At 51.4% G+C, this 21,742-nt stretch carries 20 protein-coding genes; 9 read left to right on the top strand and 11 right to left on the bottom strand.

What is annotated here, in order from left to right; all coding sequences use genetic code 11:
* Positions 1-67: 67 nt before the first annotated feature.
* The 3 genes from ACYVAD_RS17135 to ACYVAD_RS17125 form a co-directional block, all read right to left on the bottom strand.
* On the bottom strand, positions 68-763 hold the full coding sequence (locus ACYVAD_RS17135; RefSeq protein ID WP_461140730.1) for a superoxide dismutase: 696 nt from the start codon (positions 761-763) through the stop codon (positions 68-70).
* Positions 764-986: 223 nt separating this feature from the next.
* Positions 987-1,598: a recombination mediator RecR gene (gene recR / locus ACYVAD_RS17130; RefSeq protein WP_461140729.1), complete on the bottom strand. Its 612-nt coding sequence runs from the start codon at positions 1,596-1,598 to the stop codon at positions 987-989.
* 101 nt (positions 1,599-1,699) lie between these two features.
* A complete protein-coding gene (locus ACYVAD_RS17125; RefSeq protein WP_461140728.1) occupies positions 1,700-1,993 on the bottom strand; it encodes an ATP-dependent Clp protease adaptor ClpS in 294 nt (97 codons plus the stop codon).
* Between the two features lie 112 nt (positions 1,994-2,105).
* Here ACYVAD_RS17125 and ACYVAD_RS17120 point away from each other — a divergent pair, with 112 nt between their 5' ends.
* The 3 genes from ACYVAD_RS17120 to ACYVAD_RS17110 are packed head-to-tail and all read left to right on the top strand — an operon-like array spanning position 2,106 to position 6,008.
* Entirely contained in the window at positions 2,106-3,569 is a 1,464-nt protein-coding gene (locus ACYVAD_RS17120; protein WP_461140727.1) for a sodium:solute symporter, read from the top strand.
* 30 nt (positions 3,570-3,599) lie between these two features.
* Positions 3,600-5,489: a TlpA family protein disulfide reductase gene (locus ACYVAD_RS17115; protein ID WP_461140726.1), complete on the top strand. Its 1,890-nt coding sequence runs from the start codon at positions 3,600-3,602 to the stop codon at positions 5,487-5,489.
* Positions 5,490-5,498: 9 nt separating this feature from the next.
* On the top strand, positions 5,499-6,008 hold the full coding sequence (locus tag ACYVAD_RS17110) for a GNAT family N-acetyltransferase (protein ID WP_461140725.1): 510 nt from the start codon (positions 5,499-5,501) through the stop codon (positions 6,006-6,008).
* 39 nt (positions 6,009-6,047) lie between these two features.
* On the opposite strand, the gene ACYVAD_RS17105 is transcribed toward ACYVAD_RS17110, so the two are convergent.
* The 4 genes from ACYVAD_RS17105 to ACYVAD_RS17090 all read right to left on the bottom strand — a co-directional run bounded on the left by ACYVAD_RS17105 (position 6,048) and on the right by ACYVAD_RS17090 (position 11,273).
* The gene (locus tag ACYVAD_RS17105) at positions 6,048-6,938 is read right to left on the bottom strand and encodes an SDR family oxidoreductase (RefSeq protein ID WP_461140724.1); all 891 of its coding nucleotides are present in this window, start codon (positions 6,936-6,938) and stop codon (positions 6,048-6,050) included.
* 70 nt (positions 6,939-7,008) lie between these two features.
* Positions 7,009-7,842, bottom strand: coding sequence for a crotonase/enoyl-CoA hydratase family protein (locus tag ACYVAD_RS17100; protein WP_461140723.1), 834 nt, complete (start codon positions 7,840-7,842; stop codon positions 7,009-7,011).
* A gap of 171 nt (positions 7,843-8,013) precedes the next feature.
* Positions 8,014-9,519 (bottom strand): DUF1501 domain-containing protein, encoded by a 1,506-nt coding sequence (locus tag ACYVAD_RS17095; protein WP_461140722.1) that lies wholly within the window; start codon positions 9,517-9,519, stop codon positions 8,014-8,016.
* A 110-nt stretch (positions 9,520-9,629) separates the two neighbouring features.
* Complete coding sequence (locus tag ACYVAD_RS17090) at positions 9,630-11,273, bottom strand: DUF1800 domain-containing protein (RefSeq protein ID WP_461140721.1); 1,644 nt, start codon at positions 11,271-11,273, stop codon at positions 9,630-9,632.
* A 294-nt stretch (positions 11,274-11,567) separates the two neighbouring features.
* Here ACYVAD_RS17090 and ACYVAD_RS17085 point away from each other — a divergent pair, with 294 nt between their 5' ends.
* A complete protein-coding gene (locus ACYVAD_RS17085) occupies positions 11,568-12,701 on the top strand; it encodes a trans-sulfuration enzyme family protein (RefSeq protein ID WP_461140720.1) in 1,134 nt (377 codons plus the stop codon).
* 1 nt (position 12,702) lies between these two features.
* Here the strand turns inward: ACYVAD_RS17085 and ACYVAD_RS17080 are convergent, their stop codons facing one another.
* Complete coding sequence (locus ACYVAD_RS17080) at positions 12,703-13,041, bottom strand: hypothetical protein (RefSeq protein WP_461140719.1); 339 nt, start codon at positions 13,039-13,041, stop codon at positions 12,703-12,705.
* A gap of 123 nt (positions 13,042-13,164) precedes the next feature.
* Here ACYVAD_RS17080 and ACYVAD_RS17075 point away from each other — a divergent pair, with 123 nt between their 5' ends.
* Complete coding sequence (locus ACYVAD_RS17075) at positions 13,165-13,740, top strand: NAD(P)H-dependent oxidoreductase (protein WP_461140718.1); 576 nt, start codon at positions 13,165-13,167, stop codon at positions 13,738-13,740.
* A gap of 150 nt (positions 13,741-13,890) precedes the next feature.
* On the opposite strand, the gene ACYVAD_RS17070 is transcribed toward ACYVAD_RS17075, so the two are convergent.
* Positions 13,891-15,066 (bottom strand): cysteine desulfurase family protein, encoded by a 1,176-nt coding sequence (locus ACYVAD_RS17070; RefSeq protein ID WP_461140717.1) that lies wholly within the window; start codon positions 15,064-15,066, stop codon positions 13,891-13,893.
* A gap of 154 nt (positions 15,067-15,220) precedes the next feature.
* On the opposite strand from ACYVAD_RS17070, the gene ACYVAD_RS17065 reads away from it, so the two are divergent.
* From ACYVAD_RS17065 to trxA, 3 genes are all read left to right on the top strand, one after another.
* Positions 15,221-16,099: a mechanosensitive ion channel family protein gene (locus ACYVAD_RS17065; RefSeq protein WP_461140716.1), complete on the top strand. Its 879-nt coding sequence runs from the start codon at positions 15,221-15,223 to the stop codon at positions 16,097-16,099.
* Positions 16,074-16,964, top strand: a complete 891-nt coding sequence (locus ACYVAD_RS17060; RefSeq protein WP_461140715.1) for a DUF2490 domain-containing protein — start codon at positions 16,074-16,076, stop codon at positions 16,962-16,964. Before ACYVAD_RS17065 ends, ACYVAD_RS17060 begins: the two co-directional genes overlap by 26 nt.
* A gap of 163 nt (positions 16,965-17,127) precedes the next feature.
* Positions 17,128-17,472 (top strand): thioredoxin, encoded by a 345-nt coding sequence (gene trxA, locus ACYVAD_RS17055; RefSeq protein WP_461140714.1) that lies wholly within the window; start codon positions 17,128-17,130, stop codon positions 17,470-17,472.
* A 94-nt stretch (positions 17,473-17,566) separates the two neighbouring features.
* On the opposite strand, the gene ACYVAD_RS17050 is transcribed toward trxA, so the two are convergent.
* Both ACYVAD_RS17050 and ACYVAD_RS17045 read right to left on the bottom strand, forming a co-directional pair.
* Positions 17,567-19,339, bottom strand: coding sequence for a pyruvate dehydrogenase complex dihydrolipoamide acetyltransferase (locus tag ACYVAD_RS17050; protein ID WP_461140713.1), 1,773 nt, complete (start codon positions 19,337-19,339; stop codon positions 17,567-17,569).
* Between the two features lie 173 nt (positions 19,340-19,512).
* Positions 19,513-20,709 (bottom strand): class I SAM-dependent rRNA methyltransferase, encoded by a 1,197-nt coding sequence (locus ACYVAD_RS17045; RefSeq protein ID WP_461140712.1) that lies wholly within the window; start codon positions 20,707-20,709, stop codon positions 19,513-19,515.
* 128 nt (positions 20,710-20,837) lie between these two features.
* On the opposite strand from ACYVAD_RS17045, the gene ACYVAD_RS17040 reads away from it, so the two are divergent.
* The gene (locus ACYVAD_RS17040; protein ID WP_461140711.1) at positions 20,838-21,707 is read left to right on the top strand and encodes a sugar phosphate isomerase/epimerase family protein; all 870 of its coding nucleotides are present in this window, start codon (positions 20,838-20,840) and stop codon (positions 21,705-21,707) included.
* Positions 21,708-21,742 lie beyond the last annotated feature (35 nt).

Genomic DNA, 21,742 nt, shown 5'->3' with positions numbered 1-21,742 from the left:
GTAGCCATAAACAGAAAGAGGACGCTGAAACCAGCGTCCTCTTTCTGTTTATGGCTCATTTGACTGATTATCCAGCGAAGTTTTTGCTGATCTTATCCCAGTCGAATACATTCCAGGCAGCCGTCACGTATTCCGGACGACGGTTCTGGTATTTCAAGTAGTACGCGTGTTCCCACACATCAAGGCCCATCAATGGTGTACCTTTTTTCTCGGCCAGTGCCATCAGTGGGTTATCCTGGTTAGGCGTCGACACGATCTCAACACCATCGCCCGTTTTGATCAACCACGCCCAGCCCGAACCAAACCGGCCGGCGGCTGCTTTCGCAAATTCAGCTTTGAAGTTGTCGAACGACTGATATTTTTTGTTGATCACGTCGGCGAGTGCGCCCTTCGGTGCTCCACCTCCTTTTGGCCCCAGGATATTCCAGAAGAACGTATGGTTCCAGTGACCACCGGCATTATTCCGAACGGCGGCTGGTGTACTGCTGTTAATGCTTTTCACCAGCGCGTCGATGTCCATTTTAGCCATGTCCGTTCCGGCAACAGCTTTGTTCAGGTTATCGACGTACGCTTTGTGGTGCTTGCCATGGTGGATTTCCATGGTCATTTTATCAATATGTGGTTCAAGCGCTCCCGCATCGAACGGCAGTGGCGGTAGTTTAAACGGGCCTTCTGCCTGCGAAGGCATCAGTCCGAATGACTGGAAAGCAACTAAACCGGCTGAAGCACCGAAAGCCAGCTTCAAAAACTCGGAGCGATTCATGTGAATGTAAGTTTTGTCAGTTAATTACGTTTTATGGCTCAGTATCTAGTTGACGTAACCGCAACTGTTTACGATTCCTGATCCATTGACGGCAAGTAACCACAGTTTTTTCGGAAAACCGCTTTTCATCGCCGATCTTCTCGATTTCGTTACGTAGTGGTCAGCTGGCTGGACAATAAAAAAGCCCCGCTAAACGGGGCTTTCTGTCATGATTCATTCGGCTCTACTCGTAAGCAATCCGGCTCAGAATACTACGACCGAGTGTCACTTCATCCGCATATTCGAGATCACCACCAATGGGGACGCCCCTGGCAATGGTCGATACTTTCAGGTTAAATGGCTTTAGTTTCTTCTGGAGGTAGAATGCAGTGGTGTCACCTTCCATCGTCGGGCTGATCGCCAGAATGATCTCCCGAACTTGTTCCCCTTCGGCTCCCCGCAGCCGGGTCATCAACGAGTCGATCTGTAGATCGCTGGGACCAATTCCTTCGACCGGCGAGATAATTCCTCCCAGTACATGATACAATCCTTTATACTGCGCCGTATTTTCGATAGCCAGCACATCACGCGTATCTTCAACCACGCAGATCAATGACTGGTCGCGCTTGTTACTGGCGCAGATCGAGCAAAGGTCATGATCGGAGAGGTTATGGCATTTTTGGCAGTATTTCACCTGCGTCCGCATGGCTGTCAGACTCTGGGCCAGCGTTTCGGTTTGTTCTTCGTCGCGTTTCAGTAGATGCAGCACCAACCGGAGGGCTGTTTTCTTCCCGATTCCCGGCAGTTTCGACACCTCATTCACCGCGTCTTCTATAAGTTTGGATGGATACTCCATGTATTGAGCGAATTAGTGATTGAGTGATTGAGCGAATGGAGTATGTATCAGTTGAGATTCCCAAGAAAAATCGCTCAATCACTCATTCGCCCAATCGCTAATTAATTAAGCACTTCCGCGCTAATACCGCGTCGGCAGATTTCGTTACGTAGAGGAACCAGCTCTTCCCAGGACCCATTTTTTACGGTGCATTTCCCTTTGTAGTGGATTAGCAGCGTGCATTGCTCAGCCTGTTCGGGCGTGTGTTTGCATACGTCGATCAACGTATCAATAACATGCTCGAACGTATTCACATCGTCGTTGAAGACTACAAGATTGTGGACGTCGGTTTCGACAACTTCGTCAAGCACGTCGACTTCGGGGTCCGCCCAACCGGGTTCTTCAAAAGGTTGCATAAGCAATGAAATGGTATTTATTTAGCAAATTTACGCTGGGTTAGGCACTAAAAAAAGCCATTCCCTCACTCAGAAACAACCCCATTCTGGCCCAAAAAGTTGCCTTTTTTGCATGAACACTACCGTTGCTTTACTAATCCTGATTGCGTATTTCGGGATGCTGATTACGGTCTCTTTTTATAGCGCCCGTGGAGCCACCACAACTACTTTTTTCACCGCTAACCGTCAGTCTCCCTGGTGGTTAGTTGCCTTCGGCATGATTGGCACCTCCCTGTCGGGCGTTACGTTTATCTCAGTACCGGGCGCGGTTGGGAAGATCGGCTTCTCTTACTTTCAGGTCGTGCTGGGTTACATCATCGGCTATATCATTATCGGCACCGTTCTGATGCCCCTTTACTATCGGTTGAACCTGATTTCGATCTACGGTTATCTGGAAAAGCGCTTTGGTTTCTGGTCCTACAAATCCGGTGCTTTCTTCTTTCTGTTGTCGCGTACCGTGGGCTCTGCCGTGCGACTCTATGTAGCGGCCAACGTCCTGCAATTGGCCATTTTTTCGCCACTGGGCATACCCTTCGAAGTGTCCGTGCTGATTACGATTGCACTGATTTGGGTGTATACCTTTAAGGGGGGCGTCAAGACAATCATTTTGACCGACTCCTTGCAAACACTCTTTCTGGTGACGGCCGTTATCCTGACAATCGTCCTGATTTCCCGGGAACTAGGCTTTTCTTTCGGCGAACTAACGCAAACGATTAAGAATAGTCCGAACTCGACGATTTTCTTCTGGGATGCCAACGACCCGAAAAACTTTTACAAGCAGTTCATTTCGGGCATTTTCATTACCATCGTGATGACGGGGCTGGATCAGGACTTGATGCAGAAAAACCTGACCTGCAAGAACATCGGCGAAGCGCAGAAAAACATGTTCTGGTTTACGCTGACAATGGTCTTCGTTACGTTCATGTTTATGTGCCTGGGGTCACTGCTATATGTTTACGCCCAGCGCGAAGGCATTGCGATTCCCGAACGGACGGACGACCTATACCCGATGCTGGCGCTAACGTATCTGGGGCCGGTTGTGGGCATTACGTTCCTGCTGGGCATTACGGCGGCTACCTATGCCAGCGCTGACTCTGCACTAACGGCGCTCACGACGTCCTTCTGCGTGGATTTCATGAATTTTGAGCGACGCCCCGAAGCCGAGCGTTCCCGCATCAAACACATCGTTCACATCGGCTTTTCGTTGCTGTTTTACGTCGTCATTATCGTTTTCCGGCAGCTCAACAGCAAGGAAGTGATTACGGCCGTCTTCGATATTGCGGGCTATACCTACGGCCCATTGCTTGGTTTATTTGCCTTTGGTATCTTCAGTAAACGCGCTATTCGGGATCGATTTACGCCCTGGATTTGCGTCGTTTCCCCTATTCTGACCTACATCGTTAATGAAAATTCGGCCGCTTGGTTCAACGGCTACCAGTTTGGTTTCGAACGGCTGCTGCTTAATGGTATCTTTACCTACGTTGGTCTCTGGGCTATCTCGCAGCCGGTAAAAACCCAGGAGCCTGTAGTTGTCTAAATTCGTCAGTTACCTTTTCTTTCTTCCGTTATGAGACTTACTTTTTGCTTATTCTTTCTCGCTACGTTACCAGGCCTGGCACAGTTTCGATTTACGCCCGAGCAGCCGCAGCCCGGCCAGGCGGTATCGTTTACGTACGTTACGCAAAGTACCCCACTCGACTGCGATACAACGCTAGAGTGTCGGTTTGTCCGGTATGGCGCACCGGATGTTATGCACCTTAGCCGGCCGTCTTCCCTGAAAATGACGCGGCAGGGCTACGATTACGTTGGTACGTTATACATGCCGAAGAAAGACATCGGCGGTGTCATGCTGCTGTTTCGGAACAGCCAGCAACGCCAGAAGATTGATTTGAATAAAGGACAGTTATATGTCATTCCGGTGTATGCCGAAACGGGCAAACCAGCTCCTCACGCGCTGGGTGGTCAAGCGTCTGTCTTTACCCGGACGCATTTCTTATACGAAGCCGGTGGCCGTCCTGATCCCAATCGGGTGGTTGCACTCTACGAGCAGGAGTTGAAAGCATACCCTGATCTTCAACCCGTTTATTGGGCTGACTACCTGGCCGCGCAAGTCAAACAAAAGAAGCCGGGTTACGGGCCGAAAGTCAAGGCTGGCATTGAAGCGTATCTGGCCTCCCGCCCGGAACCAACGCTGGCGGAATTGAATTCGGCGGTGCAGTTGTACGAGAGCATGGGTGATTTTCCCAAGGCGAACGCGTTGCACGAACGACTGAAGAAAACCGACCCGGCGGGGTCACTCGCGCAGAAAGATCAGGCGATGGCCGTTCGGAATCAGCCGGATTGGGCCAAGAAAAAGGAACTGTACCAAGCATACATGAAGGCCTTCCCCACCTCGTCCTACGCCCCCGGCCTGACGGTTCTGATGACGGATGGCTATTTCAAGAACAATGATACCAAAGGACTGATTACGTTCGTCGAACAGCAACCACTTGAAAAAACGGATGTGTTAATGCTGAACACGATGGCATTTCAACTGGCCGACGAAGGGCGCTCGCTACCCGAAGCGGAGCGGTTAATCAAGCGGGCGATGGATGCTCAAAAAGCCCAGCCTCGGCCTCAGAACATTTCGAATGAGGACTGGAATAACGAGTTACAAGCGCGCGAACGGCAGTTGAAGAACACCTACGCCCGAGCGCTGGAACAACAGGGTAAATATCCTGATGCGTTTACGGCGTACCAGGCAGTGATTGATCCTGACGATATGGACAACAGTGACGCTCGCACCAACGAACGCTATCTGTTGTGTGCCCTACGCGCGAACCGCATGAACGACGCCCGGCCCGCCATTGAAACTGCCGTACACCATGGCAAGGCAACCCCACGGCTAAAAGCTACACTACGCGACTGGTACGCCAAACAGCCGGGGCAGAATCAGATCACCGCCGATACGTATCTGGCCCAATTGGAGTCGGATCTAAAGGCCGACAAACGCGATGATCTCCGGCAGATTCTGATTAATGAACCCGCCCCGGCCTTCTCGCTCACGGATTTAAAGGGAAATTCTGTTTCGTCGGCTTCGCTGAAAGGGAAAGTCGTCGTGCTCGATTTCTGGGCGACCTGGTGCCGCCCGTGCATCGCGTCGTTTCCAGCTATGCAACAGGCGAAAACCCACTTTCAGAACGATCCGAACGTACAATTTCTGTTCGTCAACACCCGTGAGGGCGGTCCGCTGCAACGTGTGTACGATTTCATGAACAAGCATCCGTATGATTTCACGGTCCCGCTCGACGGTTCGCAGCGGGTCTCGAAAGCCTACAAAGTACAGGGGATTCCTACCAAAGTAATCATCGACCCAAAAGGACGGGTTCGGTATCGGCATGTTGGCTACTCCGGCGATCCGGAAGCCACAGTTGATGAACTGACGCTGGTGGTCGAGATGTTGAAAGACGAAAAATAAAACCTCTGCATGACTATACGGCCCGCCACATCCGCTGATATTCCACCCCTGCTTGATTTGATCAAACGCGTCGTTCCACAGATGCACGCGGCCGGTAATTTTCAGTGGGATGAGCAGTACCCCAACGAAGCGGTTTTTGGTGAAGATATTTCCAAACAGCAACTTTGGATAGCGCTGATCGACGGGCAACTGGCGGGCGTAGCTGCGCTGACGGAAGATCAAGAACCAGAATACGCCCAGGTGGGATTTGACCTCGGCGAACGAGCAATCGTAACGCACCGACTGGCCGTCGACCCCGCTTTTCAGGGGCAGGGCGTAGCGGCCGCGCTGCTTCAGCAGGCCGAGCAACTCGCCCTCGAACAGGGTATTTGCTACCTGCGAGTCGATACCAATTCCGAGAATCAGGCTACCCAGCGCCTGTTTCCCAAGTTAGGTTATCAGTACGCCGGAGAAATCACACTGAGCTTCCGGCCCGGCCTACGATTTATGGCGTATGAGAAAAAACTGAAGGGCAAATGAGTGAAAGAGCGGAGCGTTCCTACTGGAGGTTTCGCCCATTCACTCTTTCGCTTTTTTGTCCTTCTGATTCGCCTTTCGAATGCTGTCTCCTATCTGATCCCACTGCTCGTTTGAGACCTGTTCGAGGTGATTGAATTCGCCAGCGGCCAGCACTTCTCCTCCGTCAATGGTGATGCATTCACCGGTGATAAAGCTGGAGTAATCAGATAGCAGGAAAGCGGCCAGATTGGCCAGTTCGCCATGCTCGCCAACGCGCTTCAGTGGAATACGGCTGGTCGGGTCCATCAGGTTGACTAACGGTTCGGGGAACAAGCGCTCCCAGGCACCTTTTGTTGGGAAAGGACCGGGCGCAATGGCATTCAGCCGGATGCCGTACTTACCCCACTCGGCCGCCAGTGATTTGGTCATAATCAACGCTCCTCCTTTCGCCACCGCTGACGGAACTACGTAACCCGAGCCGGTTGTCGCGTAAGTCGTTGAGATATTCAGCACCGTGCCGGGAATTTTGTTGTCGATCCAGTACTTCCCTACGGCCAACGTAAAGTAGTACGTACCACGCAGCACAATATCTACGATGGTATCGAACGCCTTATACGACAGCCGCTCGGTGGGGCTAATGAAATTCCCCGCTGAGTTATTGAGTAGGCCGTCAATTTTACCGAATCGCTCGATAGTCAGGCGGATGACGTTCTCAATCTCCTCGGGATTACGTACGTCACAGGCCACGGCTAGTACCTGTCCCCCCGTTTCGCGCATCAGTTCGGCTGCCGTTTCGTCTAGCACCGGCTGCCGTCGACTGCAAATCGTTACGTTCGCTCCCAGTTCGAGCAAGTACCGGCTGATGGATTTCCCCAGTCCCGTACCGCCCCCGGTTACAATAACCGTCTTCCCCAAAAGCGCTCCCTCGCGCAGCATACCTGTAGCGGTCATATCCAATGAGTGAATGATAGAATGAGCGAAAGAGCGATTTTCCGGCGGCTTCACTCTTTCGCTCTTTAAATTAATAGCCTCTGTTGCGTTTTTTATTGAATTCGGCTTTGCGCTTCTCCATGGTGGCCTGCATAGCCTCGCTGATGTCGTCAATGCGCAACTGGCTTGAGTTCAGGCTGGCTACGTATTGCAACCCATCTTCAATTGGTTTGTTGACGCTGTAGTTCAGCACTCGTTTGACGCCTTGAACGGCACTTGATGGGTTATCGGCAATTTGACGCGCTAACTGATCAGCAGCTTCAAATAAGGATTGGGCTGTATCGTAAACGTGATTCACCAAGCCAGCCCGCTCGGCAAACGCAGCGTCGTAGTCAGCTCCGGTAAAGGCCATCTCGCGGGTCAGGCCCTGGCCAATAATAAGCGGTAAAAACTGAAGGGCTCCAATGTCAGGCGTGATGCCCAGCTTCGCTTCGCGTAGACTGAATTTGGCGTCCTTCGCACACAGACGAATATCGGCTGCGGCAATCATGTTGACTCCTCCCCCAATGCACCAGCCATGCACCGCTGCGATGACGGGTTTATCAGACTCGTACATTTTTCGGAATCCTGACTGCATCTGCTGTATCTGGGCCATTAGGTCCATTCGTTGCTGGGTGTTCTCAACCGCCCCCGCCCCCAGATGCGGCATCATCTCCGGAATATTCAATCCGTAGGAAAAATGATCACCGCTACCGCGAAAAATCAGGCAACGAACATCATCTAGTCGATTGACCTCGTCCATCAACTGGGGCAATTCATTCCAGAACTCCAGCCCCATGGCATTGCCTTTGCCTGGCCCCAATAGTGTGACGGTCATTACGCCGTCGGTAGTGGTAAGTGAAAAAGCCTTGTACGTAGATTCCATAACGTAACGATTAGTATGCACGCATACGTTTTTCGTAAAAGTAATTGAATTACTACATACAAGCCTTTTAGAGCCTAACTAGTTTTGTTTTCCGCCAGATTACTGAACCAAGGATCTTATAAACCTGCTCTGTTTTTCAGTAGCCCATACAAGTAGTCTATCTATCTGGAATCAGCCCAGACGAATTTTATAAGGACCCGTAAACTGAATTTTACCATTCAGTTGAAGCTGCTTGACCTGGATCGTCTGATCGACAGTCATGGTATGCCCTGTATTTACTTTAACATACTCATTCGCAAATGGAACCCGGCCTACTGTCCATTTGCTTCTGTCCATCCAATTGCCCGACGCCACAGTCTCGACCGCTCTGGAAAATAGCGAAACAGTAGGAAATTGACGTAACAGTAGGTTTGACGTTGTCGTAGGTGCCGTCCCGAACCAGTCGTTGAGAACATCTGTGTACACTCGCCGAAAATCAATTTGCATCGGAATTTCTTTGTTTGTAGCAGTCCCCGTCAGGTTGGACAAGTCCGGATTCTGTCCGATGGTCTGGTGTTTGACGCTACTGCCAAATACGAACATAGGTGCCGCCACACCGTGATCCGTTCCTTTTGAGTTGTTGGAGTTGGCACGCCGGCCAAATTCGGAAAATGTCATACCCACTACTTTGTCTTCAATTCCCTGGAGCTTTAGATCTTGCTGGAACGTAGCGATCGCAGTTGACAATCTCCCTAACAACGTAGCATGGCTCCCCACTGTCACGTCGCTGTTATCGACCTGACTTGAATGCGTGTCAAAGCCACTCAGCGACACGAAATAGATTTTCGTCTTCAACCCACCGTGAATCAGTCGAGCAACGATTTTCAGCTGGTCAGCCAGGGAATTTTTTTCGGTCGCGTCCGGATAGGTAGCCAAGTTCTTGCCAGCGTCGGCAGCGCGTTTTATCTCCGATGCATATCCAACTGACAGTGCCTGCTGCTTTCGGATAAATGACACCAAATCCCCGGCATCGCAACACGGTAAGTCACCCGGCGACGTAGCACTCCCCGATCCAACTAGTTGATAAAAGCTATTGGGATCACTTAAAGCAATCCCCATCGATTGCTGACTCCCAAGCAGGGCAGTCGACGTCAGGTATCCAATCTGAATAGCCAATGGATCTTCCATCTGCGTATTAGGATAGCCAGCCGGATATCCAGGAAACTGATTCTCGAGATAGCGACCCGCCCAGCCTGACTCCGACGTTTGGTTGGCATCGGTGGCCGTCATCCAGATATCGGTAGAACGGTGGTGGGACTGATCAGGGTTTGGGTACGATACGGAATGGATAATAGACAGCTTTCCGTCGTTGTATAAATCACGCAGCCCCGTCATAGCCGGATGCAAACCCGTTGTGGCATTTCCCGCTAGCGCCAGTATCTTGTTCTGCGGAATCGCAATGTTCGAGCGTAGGGTATTGTAGGCCGATAACTGATCGATGGGGATAACTGTATTTAAGCCATCGTTACCACCGTTCAGATAGATGATCACCAATACCCGGTCGCCGTTAACAGCTGATGTTTTCATCAGCGACTGTACCAGAGCAGACTGCCGGGCCATGGCTTTTACGCCAAATCCATCCAGTAATACCGGCAGCACACTTGCCGAAGCAGCCGCCAGAAAATCTCTTCGTTTCATAAGATCAATGAGTGAATGAGAAAATGAGTGAATTGCGAATAGGGAAAGCCTGTCGAAGATTTAATTGCTGCGGTGGCTATTCGCTCATTCGCAATTCACTCATTCTGTCACTAACAAATATGGTATTCAGCCATGCGGAGCATGTATTTCATCAGATTCTGAAGCCGCCTGGTTACTGCATTTTTCTTATTCGTGTCAGTCGGAGTTGTTCGGTAGGCATTCCACTCGAACGTCCAGGACGTTCGTGGTATTCCCTGCATCATGATTGTATCGATCAGAAAATCTTTCTGAGTCTGGAAGAGCTCAATGGCGAACAGATTTCTGGTAAACGCCGTCAGTACGTCCACGCAGGAAATAGCCGGAGTGCCGTTCAAGTCGGAGAAATTGGTTTGTAATGACGTAGCCCAGGCCAGCACATCAATGCCCAATTTGTAGCCCGTCTTCACCTCTAGCCACCGGTTGATGAAGGCATCGGTATAGTCGCTACGCAAGGCAATAGTAGTCGTATTCATCCAGATTTTGGAGTAACCCGTCTGGTAGTACGGCTCATACCCAAACACGGACGGCTGGTCCAGCAAAGGCATCTGCATATCGCGCATCCGCCAGAAGACGAAGTTGAAGTACGTATTAAAAGCTGCATACTCCGTCACCATATCTGGGACGGGCTGATTGAAAAACCGAAGCGCTCCTACCGCCAGATCGGCGGGTGATTTGACCATAGCGCCCCGATTTATGTCATCGAAAAAAATCTGACTCGTCAGCAGCCTGACGACAACAGGCTGGATTGCGTAGTCATTCTCAGCGCTGGCGAAAAACTGGGCCAGCGGCCCGATAACATTATCTTCGATCACCTGCGTTAGGTTGGGATTGACGTACCAGCGATAGAGTTTGCGGCAAATAAACCGGGGCGTCTGCGGGTGTTTGAGCAGCATCGTAACCAGATCATCCAGCTCGGCATCACCCGCCGTTACGGTGCTTGATGGGTTCGTCGAGCGTCCAGCGATCACTGTGTTATTGTATTTGGCCGAAAACGTTTTGTTCGTTGTATCGTGCTTGCTGATGGTAAACGTAGTCGTAAAGCTCGTCGACTCCCGAACCCAATAGTTCGTGTACTTCCAGCCCGTCAGGACCCGGGCCGCGGCTTTTACGTCGTCTTCGGTATAGTTTTTATTTCCGGCAAAATCGGTCGCTCCTACCGTAAACAATTCCTGTAGTTCCCGGGCGTAGTTTTCGTTCGGTTTACCGACTTCATTCTGGTAGCCGTCGAGATACCGCAACATGGCCGGCTCTTTGGTTACCTTCGTCACCAACGTCCGGAAATTACCCAGCGCATTAGTCCGTAGCAACAGCAGATACTGATTCACGAACCGATAATCGTCGACAACTTCACGAGTCGTTACGAAATGGTTCTGCCAAAAGAGCGTCAACTTATCCAGCAGGCTCGGGGGAGCCGTTTGTGAGGTCATCAACCCCAACCACCAATAGCGGATGTAGTGACCAAAGTCAAAGTTACGGTCGGCGTTGAACGGTTTATCTAGATATGTCTGCCCGGACGTTGTCTGCCCCGTTTTAAAGTCGACGGGGGGCGGGGGTGAATAATTAGCGTTACTAATTAGTTGCGACAGGGCCTGAGCGGCCGTTAGCCCTATAAAGCTGGTAATCTCGGCCTGCGTCGGCCCAAAGGTAGCCCGGCGAAGCAGATGGGCCGCCTTCTCAGCCGTTAACGGTGTCGTATACTGGTCCAGATACGGCATTCAATTAGCGATGATTCAATTGTAGCAATTCCTACGTTGTCCACGCCCTAAAGGGCTCTTTCGTAATTATCAAATGTGCAAAAAGCATACCGCTGAATCAATAGAGAACGTATCTTTTATTTACATTTTTCGTAAATCATTAACAAATGCAGTCAAAGCAAACCTGGATGGTTGGCTGATTTATGGTCTAGTCAGCCATCCCCCGGAATGTTTGTGTCGAATTGAGGGTTCAGACTGTAATCTGCTGGACTGTCGACGCTTTGTTCGTATTCCAGTTTAAATCCTCCTACTACTATGCATTTCGATACGCTTGCGCTACGTGCCACGCACCAGCCCGATCCAGCAACAGGAGCCGTCGTTTCGCCAATTCACCTCTCAACCACCTTCGCCCGCGACGAAGCGAACGAGCTTCCTTCAGACTATGTGTATTCTCGCCCGAACAATCCGACCCGGGAAGCGCTGGAAAAAGCGCTGGCGACCTTGGAGGGGGGGGCTGTTGGTATGGCCTTTAGCTCAGGGCAGGCAGCTACGATGACCCTGTTTCAGGCGCTTCGCCCCGGCGACCATGTACTGCTATCGACTGATGCCTACTACGGTACACCCGCCCTGCTGGAACAGGTTTTTCACCCTTGGGGGCTTACGTACTCGCGGGTGGACATGAGCAATCTGGATGCCATTCAACAATCCATCCACGAAAACACGCGGGTAATATGGTGCGAAACTCCGTCTAATCCTTTATTACAGATTACGGATTTGCTCAGCATCAGCCGCCTAGCGCACGAAGCGGGAGCAATTTGCGTATGCGATAACACCTGGGCGACGCCTGTGTTACAGCGTCCTCTCGATCTCAACTGTGATGTAGTTATGCACTCGACAACGAAGTACCTGGCGGGGCACAGCGATGTGCTGGGTGGGGCGTTGATCTTTAAACACAACGACGAATTCGCGCAACGCGTCCGAAACTTACAGGGATTGTCAGGTGCAGTACAGGCCCCATTCGACGCCTGGCTAATCAGTCGGGGTCTGAAAACACTGGGGGTTCGCGTGCGGGCACAGATGTTGACAGCACAGACTGTAGCTGAGTTTCTGGATGGACACCCGGCCGTTGAGCAGGTACACTACCCCGGTTTGAGCAATCATCCGGATAAGGCTCTCATTCATCAGCAGATGAACGGGCCGGGCGCGATGGTATCAATCCGCGTCAAGGGTGGTGCCACCGAAGCCTTACAATTCATCAGTAAGCTGACGCTCTTCACGCGGGCCACTAGTTTGGGCGGGGTCGAAAGCCTGATTGAGCACCGGGCCAGCGTGGAAGGACCAGCGACGTCTACTCCCCAGAACCTGTTACGTATGTCGATCGGCCTGGAACATGCCGAAGACCTGATCCGGGATCTGGCGCAGGCACTGGATACGTTGCCCAGCCGATAATTTATCGTTTTTTGGGTACGACCGGCGTGAACACGCCAGGCGCAGGCGGGATAGGCGGTAGCTTCGGAATAAGTAGCTGACTTTGTCCAGACCGTGACGGGTTCGCTTGGAGTATGGTGTGCTGAATTGAGGGGTCCACCCCCATAACGGGCATGTTATCCAGCGTCGCCCGCGCAACGTTCTTCGGATCTTTGGAGTTGCGGTAGAAGTCGTTTTGGGGTCGAAGCGTTGGAATACTCGCTTGCGGCAGGTTTGGTATCGAATCCCGGCGTATCCGTTGCGTTGGTGCCTGACCATAGGCTATACTCGTCAGTAGTAGTAGTAGTAGTAGCGTTTTCATCCCGTTTGGTGTTGATTTTCATCTTGATGCAAAGAGGCATACCATTCCACAAACGTTGCAAACCGCCCGAAACTAAACCCTTATACATGCCGTTCTAGGCCATATTGACCGAATACTACCTCTATGAATGTTGCCTTGTTTTCTACTTCATCCCGCGCAAAGAGTAATTCATTGCGCTTCATTAAGTACGCCCAGCACGTACTGACCGAGCAGGGACATGAGGTATCGCTGGTTAGTTTTGAAGACTACGATATACTCTTTGCGGGACAGGGATCAATTGATCCGGCTAATCCAACTCCGTTCCAGCACGCGTTGATCAGTGCATGGCAAGCCGCTGATCTCATCATTTTTGCCTTGCCCGAATACAACTGGACCGCTCCTCCACAGGCGACCAATACGATTCATCAGTTGGGTACGCCTGCGTTGAAATACTTATTTGATAATAAAGTTTTCGCGATGGTTGGTGTTTCGAACGGACGGGGTGGCCGGCAGCCTGCGCTGGACATGACCACGGTGACGAACAAGCTGATTAGCTTCACGAATAGTTATTCCATCGTGTCGCCAAAGCTGTACGAATCGCACGAAACGGATAAAAATCTGGATGAAAACGGCCATTTTAACGGCCACGAGGTCTACGAACGTACCGCCCGTGCCTTCTTCGACTATACGATTACGGTAGCGGAGCGGTGGGGGAAATAAAAAAGGAGGAAAGGGAGAATGGAGGAGAGGGATGAAAGGAATTTTTAGGTTAGTTGTTTTGTGGCGTTTCACCACCAGTGGGTTTGGTTCGAGAAATCAAGATCACTATCTAACTTCCTTTCCTCCTTCCTCCCTCTCCTCCCCTTCCTCCTAAATTAATTCCTTCTGATACAGCCCTACCAACGTGTCGACGGCGAAGTCAATTTCGGCGGGGGTGTTGTACTTGCCGAAGGAAAACCGTACGTAACCGCGTTCCGGATCCTGACCTGGCAGGGCACTTAATACGTGCGAGCCAATCTCTGAGCCACTTGAGCAGGCGGAGCCACCTGAGGCCGAAATACCAGCAATATCCAGGTTAAACAACAACATATCGCTTAATTCCGAAGCCGGTAGGCTTACGTTCAGCACGGTGTATAGGCTGTTGTCAACATCGCCGGAGTTACCGTTGAAGCGCACGTCGGGCATTTTTTCGGTCAGTTGATCGATCATCCGGCGTTTTAGCGACGTAATATGCTGACGGTGTTCATCCATTTCGCGGTAGGCAATCTCCAGCGCCTTCGACAGTCCGACGATACCATACACGTTTTCGGTACCGCCCCGCATGTTTCGTTCCTGCGCTCCTCCGTAAATGAAAGGCTCGATCTTTACCCGGTCGGCGTTCGCGTAGAGGAATCCGACGCCTTTAGGACCGTGAAATTTGTGACCAGCCCCGACGATGAAATCGACGGGTAAGGTTTGCAGATCGTGCCGGAAGTGGCCCATCGTCTGCACCGTATCCGAGTGAAAAATAGCATTGTACTCCCGACACAAGTTGCCAACCTGCTGTAAGTTCAGCAGATTAGCAATCTCGTTATTGCCATGCATCAGCGACACCAGCGACCTGCTGCCGCCTGCTTCCTGGTTTGCTTTCAGGAGTTCGTCTAAGTGCGTCAGATCAAGCAGGCCCTTTTGATCGACCCGAACCAGATCTAGCTTGATTGCCCCTACTTTGTCCAGGTGTTGCAACGTGTGCAGTACAGCGTGGTGTTCCAGCGGAGACGTAATGGCATGCGTCAGTCCGTAGGTATCAATGCTGCTGCGGATAGCCGTATTATCAGCCTCCGTCCCGCCCGACGTAAAAAAGATCTCAGCGGGGGACGTATTCAGCAACGACGCAACCGTTTTCCGGGCTTTCTCGATGTCGGTGCGCACCTTCCGGCCGTGACTATGGATGGACGACGGGTTACCAAAGTTCTCCGTCATCAGGGGTAACATGGCCTCCAAGACTTCAGGATCAAGGCGGGTGGTGGCGGCATTATCGAGGTAAATAGCAGCGGATGTATTCATTGTCAACAGGTTGCAGAAGTCACTAACAAATGCACAAAGGTACAGCGAATCAGGATAATGATGAAACATACCAACAGCTTCATAAATTCCGGTTCTTCTTTCTGGAAACACTCCGTGATTACTGCCCGTTTCGTTTAAAACCGTCCATACGCTGATGATTGATTTACAACAGGCGACCCGCCTTGTTTACGCAGAGCTGTTGAATTGGAGCAAGGCTGCCGTTCGCTACCTGCCTAAATTGGCCGTCGCCATTATCTTACTACTGATTTTCACCTTTTTATCCCGTCTGATCAGCCGTTGGGTTAGCCAAGGACTCCACCGGGTGAGTCATAATTACTCCCTCGTTAATCTAACAAGCGCCGTTGTTCGGGTGATGGTGATGGCGCTGGGACTGTTTATTGCACTGGGCGTACTGGGCCTCGATAAAACCGTTACGTCCCTATTAGCCGGTGCGGGTGTTATTGCGCTGGCGGTGGGATTTGCCTTTCAGGATTTGACAACCAATTTCATTTCGGGTACCATGCTCGCCATCGCCCGGCCACTACAGGTGGGTGATGTTGTTGATACAAACGGCTTTAGTGGTAAAGTTCTGGACGTAAAACTACGCTCGGTTGTACTGGATAATGGGCAGGGACAAACCGTCGAGATTCCGAGTAAGGACGTATTTCAGAAGCCAATTACCAATTACTCCCGCAGCGGTCTACGACGTATCGAAGTTGCTGCGGGGGTCTCCTACATCGACGATTTACAGAAAGCCCAGAACCTCGCTCAGGCTGCAGTTAGTCAGTTGCCATTTGTCGTACGCGACCGGCCCGTCGAATTGTACTTCCGCAATTTTGGCGATAACAACATTCAGTTTATGCTTTGGTTCTGGATCAACCCCGCCGTTACGGGTCCCCCAACCGCCCTCAGCGAAGCGATTAAAACGATTAAACGCACCTTCGACGAAAACCAGATTTTGACCGTCTTTGCGGGTCAGACCTTCGATCTTAAGCAGAAATTACAAGATGCCCGTACCCCACCCTCGGCCTAAACGATCCAATACGTTTCGGATCGTTATTTCTCTGGCAACTATCGGATGCTGGTTATTGTCCCTAGCAGTTCACGCACAAAATTATCCGTCCGCCGTTCGGCACCGCCCGGTTTTCTGGTCAGAGATCAATGCCATGTACAAACTGCCGGGGAAATGGAGTCTGCAACTCGATCACCAGTACCGCCGTCAGGCCGACGATAATAATGGGCGCGATCTTAATGCCTTCCGCCATCCGTTGCTTCAGGTCTTTCGTCCCTGGATTAATTATCAGATCAGTAAACCCGTTCGGCTGTCGTTATCGCCAATTGGTCTCTGGTGGAACTGGGGCCGAACGAACGAGTACCAACCCGTTACGTTCTTTCAGGAAGTCCGGATCATCCCCCAACTCCAGATCACCAAACCCCTTGGCGACGGCGAACTTGTTCAACGGTTTCGTACCGAATTTCGCTGGCCTTCCCTCACGGATACGTTGGCGAATACGTATATTTTTCTAGCTGATGGCGAATCGCAACGCGTACTGGCCGACCGATTTAACGTACGACTTCGGGCCATGCTCCGCTGGATTAACCCGGTTTTCAAACGACATGCTGACGATAAACGCTGGTATTCTCATCTAAGTGTCGAACCGATGCTTGTCGTAGCCGATCAGGGAGCTTTTTTCGACCAGAATCGCACGTATCTAGCCCTCGGTCGACAATTAGCTCCCAACCTACGCCTGGAATTAGGCTATCTAAACCAATTTACTATTCAGACCAGCCAGGCGGAAGCGTTACGTCTTTACCGTTTCAACCACGCCTTACACGTATTTGTGTATTTCGAGAACCGCCGTCGCTCGCAGGCGGGTTCAGATTCAGGACCCGAATAGAATTTAATATTCAGTGAGTTACCATTACGCTCATCTGTTGAAAGCCCTGCCCGTTATCCAAGCTTGTGCTACATGCGTTCTAAGCGATCTAATTCCGGAACTAATCGACAGCTATCGGGTTTATGAGGGAGAAACAAGTTCAACCAATAAACTCATGTCACTCATGGCAGCAGGATCAAATGCCGTCGAAGCAACTGACGCTAATTTCGAGCAACTCATCAATTCTGATAAACCTGTTCTGGTAGACTTCTGGGCCGAGTGGTGCGGTCCTTGTAAGATGATCGGACCAGTTGTCGAACAACTCGCTGGCGAGTACAAAGACAAAGCGGTTGTAGCTAAAATGGACGTTGACCAAAACGCTCAGGTACCCGCTAAATTTGGTATCCGTAGCATTCCAACGCTGATGGTGTTCAAAAACGGTCAGCTTATCGATAAAGTAATCGGTGCTGTTCCTAAGAACGTACTGGAACAAAAACTACAAGCTGCTCTGGAACCAGCCGCGTTGTAAGTTTTTCTAAAGCAGAAAAGGAGAAGGGAACAAGGAGAAAGAAGCTAAGCACTTCATTTCCTTGTTCCCTTCTCCTTTTCTGCTTTCTCCTCTTTTAAACCAACATCCGCATTGGATCTTCGAGCAGTTGCTTCACCGTCTGCAGGAAAGCGGCTCCCGTTGCTCCATCAACCACGCGGTGGTCGCAGGACAGGGTTACTTTCATAACATTTGTTGGCTTCGCTTCACCATCCTCGAATTTCACCGACTGCTTGATTGCGCCGATGGCCAGGATGCAGGAATCGGGTGGGTTGATGATCGCGGTAAATTCTTCGATACCGAACATACCCAGGTTCGAGATCGAGAACGTACTGCCCTCCCAATCTTTCGGTTGCAGTTTTTTATCTTTCGCTTTGCCAGCCAGGTCTTTTACTTCGCCAGAGATGGTTGACAGCGTTTTCTGATCGGCGTTACGAATGACAGGTACCAACAGACCTTCGTCGACCGCTACCGCTACACCAACGTTGACGTATTTGTACTTCCGGATCTTGTCGCCTAACCACGACGAGTTCACGTTCGGATGTTGCTTCAGCGCTACGGCTACCGCTTTGATCACGAAATCGTTGAACGAAATCTTCACCGGGCTGATGCCATTGACCGTACCGCGCAGTTCGGTTGCCTTGTCCATGTTGATTTCCATGGTCAGGTAGAAATGCGGAGCCGTAAACAGACTTTCGCTCAGGCGACGCGCGATGGTTTTGCGCATCTGCGTGACCGGAAAATCCTCGTATTCGCCCCCAACGGAGGTTGCCTGCGCTTGGGGTGCTGGGCTTGGGGCAGGAGCCGATTTCTGTTCAGCAGCCGGCTGTGGCGCTGGTGCGGCTTGCGGAGCTGGTTTAGCTGCAGGAGCAGCAGCCGTACCAGGTTTGAACGACTCGACGTCATTCTTCACGATACGTCCTTCAGGACCCGTGCCTTTTACCTGACCTAGATTAATGCCTTTCTCTTCGGCAATGCGTTTTGCCAGCGGAGAGGCTTTAACCCGACCATTCGACGATGCATCAGCGTTGTTTTCGCCTTCGCCACCACCATACGACAGATCACTGTCAGCATTGGCGGGCAGGTTAGCCTGTGGGTTCTGCTCAGCCGTTTCGCTACCACTCGTCGACGGAGCAGGTGCTGAGCTACCGTTGCCACCGCTGCTGCTACCTCCTTCGAGCAGAACTTTGAAGTTAGCTCCTTTCTCACCGATGACCGCGATGACATCATCAACGGCTACCGACGAACCTTCTTTTACACCAATGTACAGCAGTGTACCTTCTTCGTAAGCTTCCAGATCCATCGTGGCTTTGTCGGTTTCGACTTCGGCCAGCACATCACCTGATTTTACGGTATCGCCTTCTTTCTTGTGCCACGCAACGATCGTACCCTCGGTCATGGTATCGCTCATCTTCGGCATCCGAATCATGGTCGCGTTGACATCTTCAGGCAGGGCTGCTGAAACAGCATCCTTATCCGGTAGCTTCGTATTGACTTCGCCGGGCTTCAGGTCTCCGCTAGGCGCCGGAGCCTCCCCGTTCGAAGCCGCTTTTGGCTCTTCTTTCGGTGCTTCCTGGCTACCTCCGTCGAGTAACGATTTGTAGTCTTCACCCTCTTCGCCCACAACGGCCAGAACGCCGTCTACGGGTACGGATGCCCCTTTTTCAACCCCGATGTAGAGCAGCGTACCTTCTTCATACGACTCCAGGTCCATCGTTGCTTTGTCGGTTTCGACCTCGGCCAGTACGTCGCCGGATTTTACTTTGTCGCCCACTTTTTTGTGCCACTCCGCAATGACCCCTTCGGTCATGGTGTCGCTCATCTTGGGCATTCGAATTAATTCAGCCATCTGTAGCTATGAATATGTCGGGTTATACAAAAAACAGATTTGGGCGTCTGTGTAAGGCCCAAAATTAGCGGAAAAACGGAACAATGGAGAAACTAGTAGTAAAAAGGAGCCCAGTGTCTACCTGCAGCCATTCTGCCGGTCTTATTTACAATTTTTGTTCGTTGTCCTCTTCATTATTCCACCCAAAGAACCAGCCCTTTCAGGTAACCGCCTTCGGGATGGAATAAACTGACGGGGTGGTCGGCGGGCTGGCTCAGGTGATGCAGCACCCGTACCTGCCGACCAGCTTCAATCGCTGCCGCTACGATCGTATTGTAAAACAACTCCCGATCTACGACCTGCGAACAGGAGAACGTAAACAGGATGCCTCCTTTCGCTACCCGACGCAATCCCTCTGTATTCAGGCGTTTGTAGCCCTGTACAGCCCGGTGCCGCGCCGACAGGCTCTTGGCATAAGCGGGAGGGTCCAGAACAACAACGTCATACTGGCGGTCATGGTTTTTCAGGTAATGCATGACATCGTCGGCGAAGGCTTCGTGCTCAGTACGATCCTCGCCGAAGTTAGCCGCTACGTTCTGATCGGTCAGGTCGATGGCTTTCTGAGACACGTCGACGGAATGGACCAGACTGGCTCCGGCGTTGAGTGCGTAGACCGAAAACCCGCCTGAATAACAGAAGGCATTCAGGACCTTTTTCCCGTGTGCGTACTTCGCCAGCAGATCCCGGTTGTCGCGTTGATCGAGAAAGAAACCCGTTTTCTGACCGGCAATCCAGTCGATCATGAACGTATTACCGTTCTCCTTCACGGGGTGCGGTACAGGCACCACGCCGTAGAGATAGCCGTTGATTACCGTTGCGCCGTACTCATCGGGAAGCGTTTCGGCACTCTTGTCATATACCGCTTTTAGTTCGTCACCATAAACATTTTTTAGTGCTTCGGCTACCAGTTCCCGCTCGCGGTGCATACCGATGGAATGCGCCTGGAAAACGGCAACGCCGTTATACATATCGATGATCAGTCCGGTACAGCCGTCGCCTTCACCATGAACGAGTCGATAACAGTTGGTATCACCGGTTACAATGGCCTGCCGGATGCTACGGATACGGCTCAGTTTCTGGGTCCAGTAGGCAACATCGGGTATCACACGACCACCAGCGGTGGCCGCGAACGAGAAGATCCGGATAGCAATACTCCCATCGTGGTAATGCCCCGTAGCCAGATAAGTGCCCTTTCGATCATATACTTCTACTACATCGCCATCGCGGGGGTTCCCCTCGTAGCGACCGATTGCCCGCGAAAATACCCAGGGATGGAACCGGCGAACGGCTTCATCACGACCAGCTTGCAGGAAAATTTTCGTGAATGTCATTGGTATTCGGAAAAGTGGGCAAAGATACGTCCGAAATGCGGCAAAGAACCCCACCCCGAAAAAACACCGTTTGATTTACGTAGAACCCGCTGTACTTTGCGTTTCTAAATGAAAGAAACCTTTTACTCATGCAACGACGTAATTTCCTGAAACAGTCTGGCCTGGTGGCCGCTGGTGCGTTTACCCTTAGCCAAACTGACTTGCTGGCCCGCCCTCTGGCCAAAACCATTGATCCATTCGGTGTTCAGTTGTATAGCGTCCGTGATGTATTGCCCAAGGACCCTAAAGGCATCATGACTCAACTGGCGCAGATGGGTTACAAACAATTTGAGAGCTATGAAGGGCCACAGGGCTTCCTGTGGGGCATGACGCCGAAGGACAGCAAGTCGTTCCTGAACGATCTGGGCGTTAAGATGATTAGTACGCACTTTAACTTCCGGAAGCATTTCGACGAACCGGGCGGCTTGCAGAAAAGCATCGATATGGCCAGCGAAGCCGGTCTGTCCTATCTCCTTTGCCCGTACATTGGACCACAGAAGTCGTTTGACGACTGGAAGAAAATTGCCGACGACTTCAACAAAGCCGGCGAGCAAGTACGTAAGTCAGGGCTGAAGTTCGGTTACCACAACCACGACTACTCATTCAAACCTCTCGACGGCAAACTACCGCAGGAATATCTGCTGGCGAACACCGACCCCAAGAACGTTATGTTCGAGCTGGACCTTTGCTGGATTGACGTAGCGGGCGTCGATACCGTAGCTCACCTGAAAAAATACGGTAAACGGTACGAACTGTGCCACATCAAAGATTACACGAAGGAAAACGGCAAACCCGTTCAGAACGACTTGGGCAAAGGAGCCGTCGATTTCAAGAAGACGTTACGTACCGCCATGGACAGCGGCATCAAATATTTCATCGTTGAGCAGGAAGAATATCCACAAGAGGTGATGATCAGCATGAAAAATGATGCGGAATATATGAAAAAGCTGACCGTATAATTCATTCCTTTTTTACTGAAAGCTGAGCCCCGAGC

The organism is Spirosoma pomorum, assembly GCF_054776615.1.
Note: the sequence above shows the minus strand (reverse complement) of the source record. Positions and strands in the feature narration are given on the sequence as shown.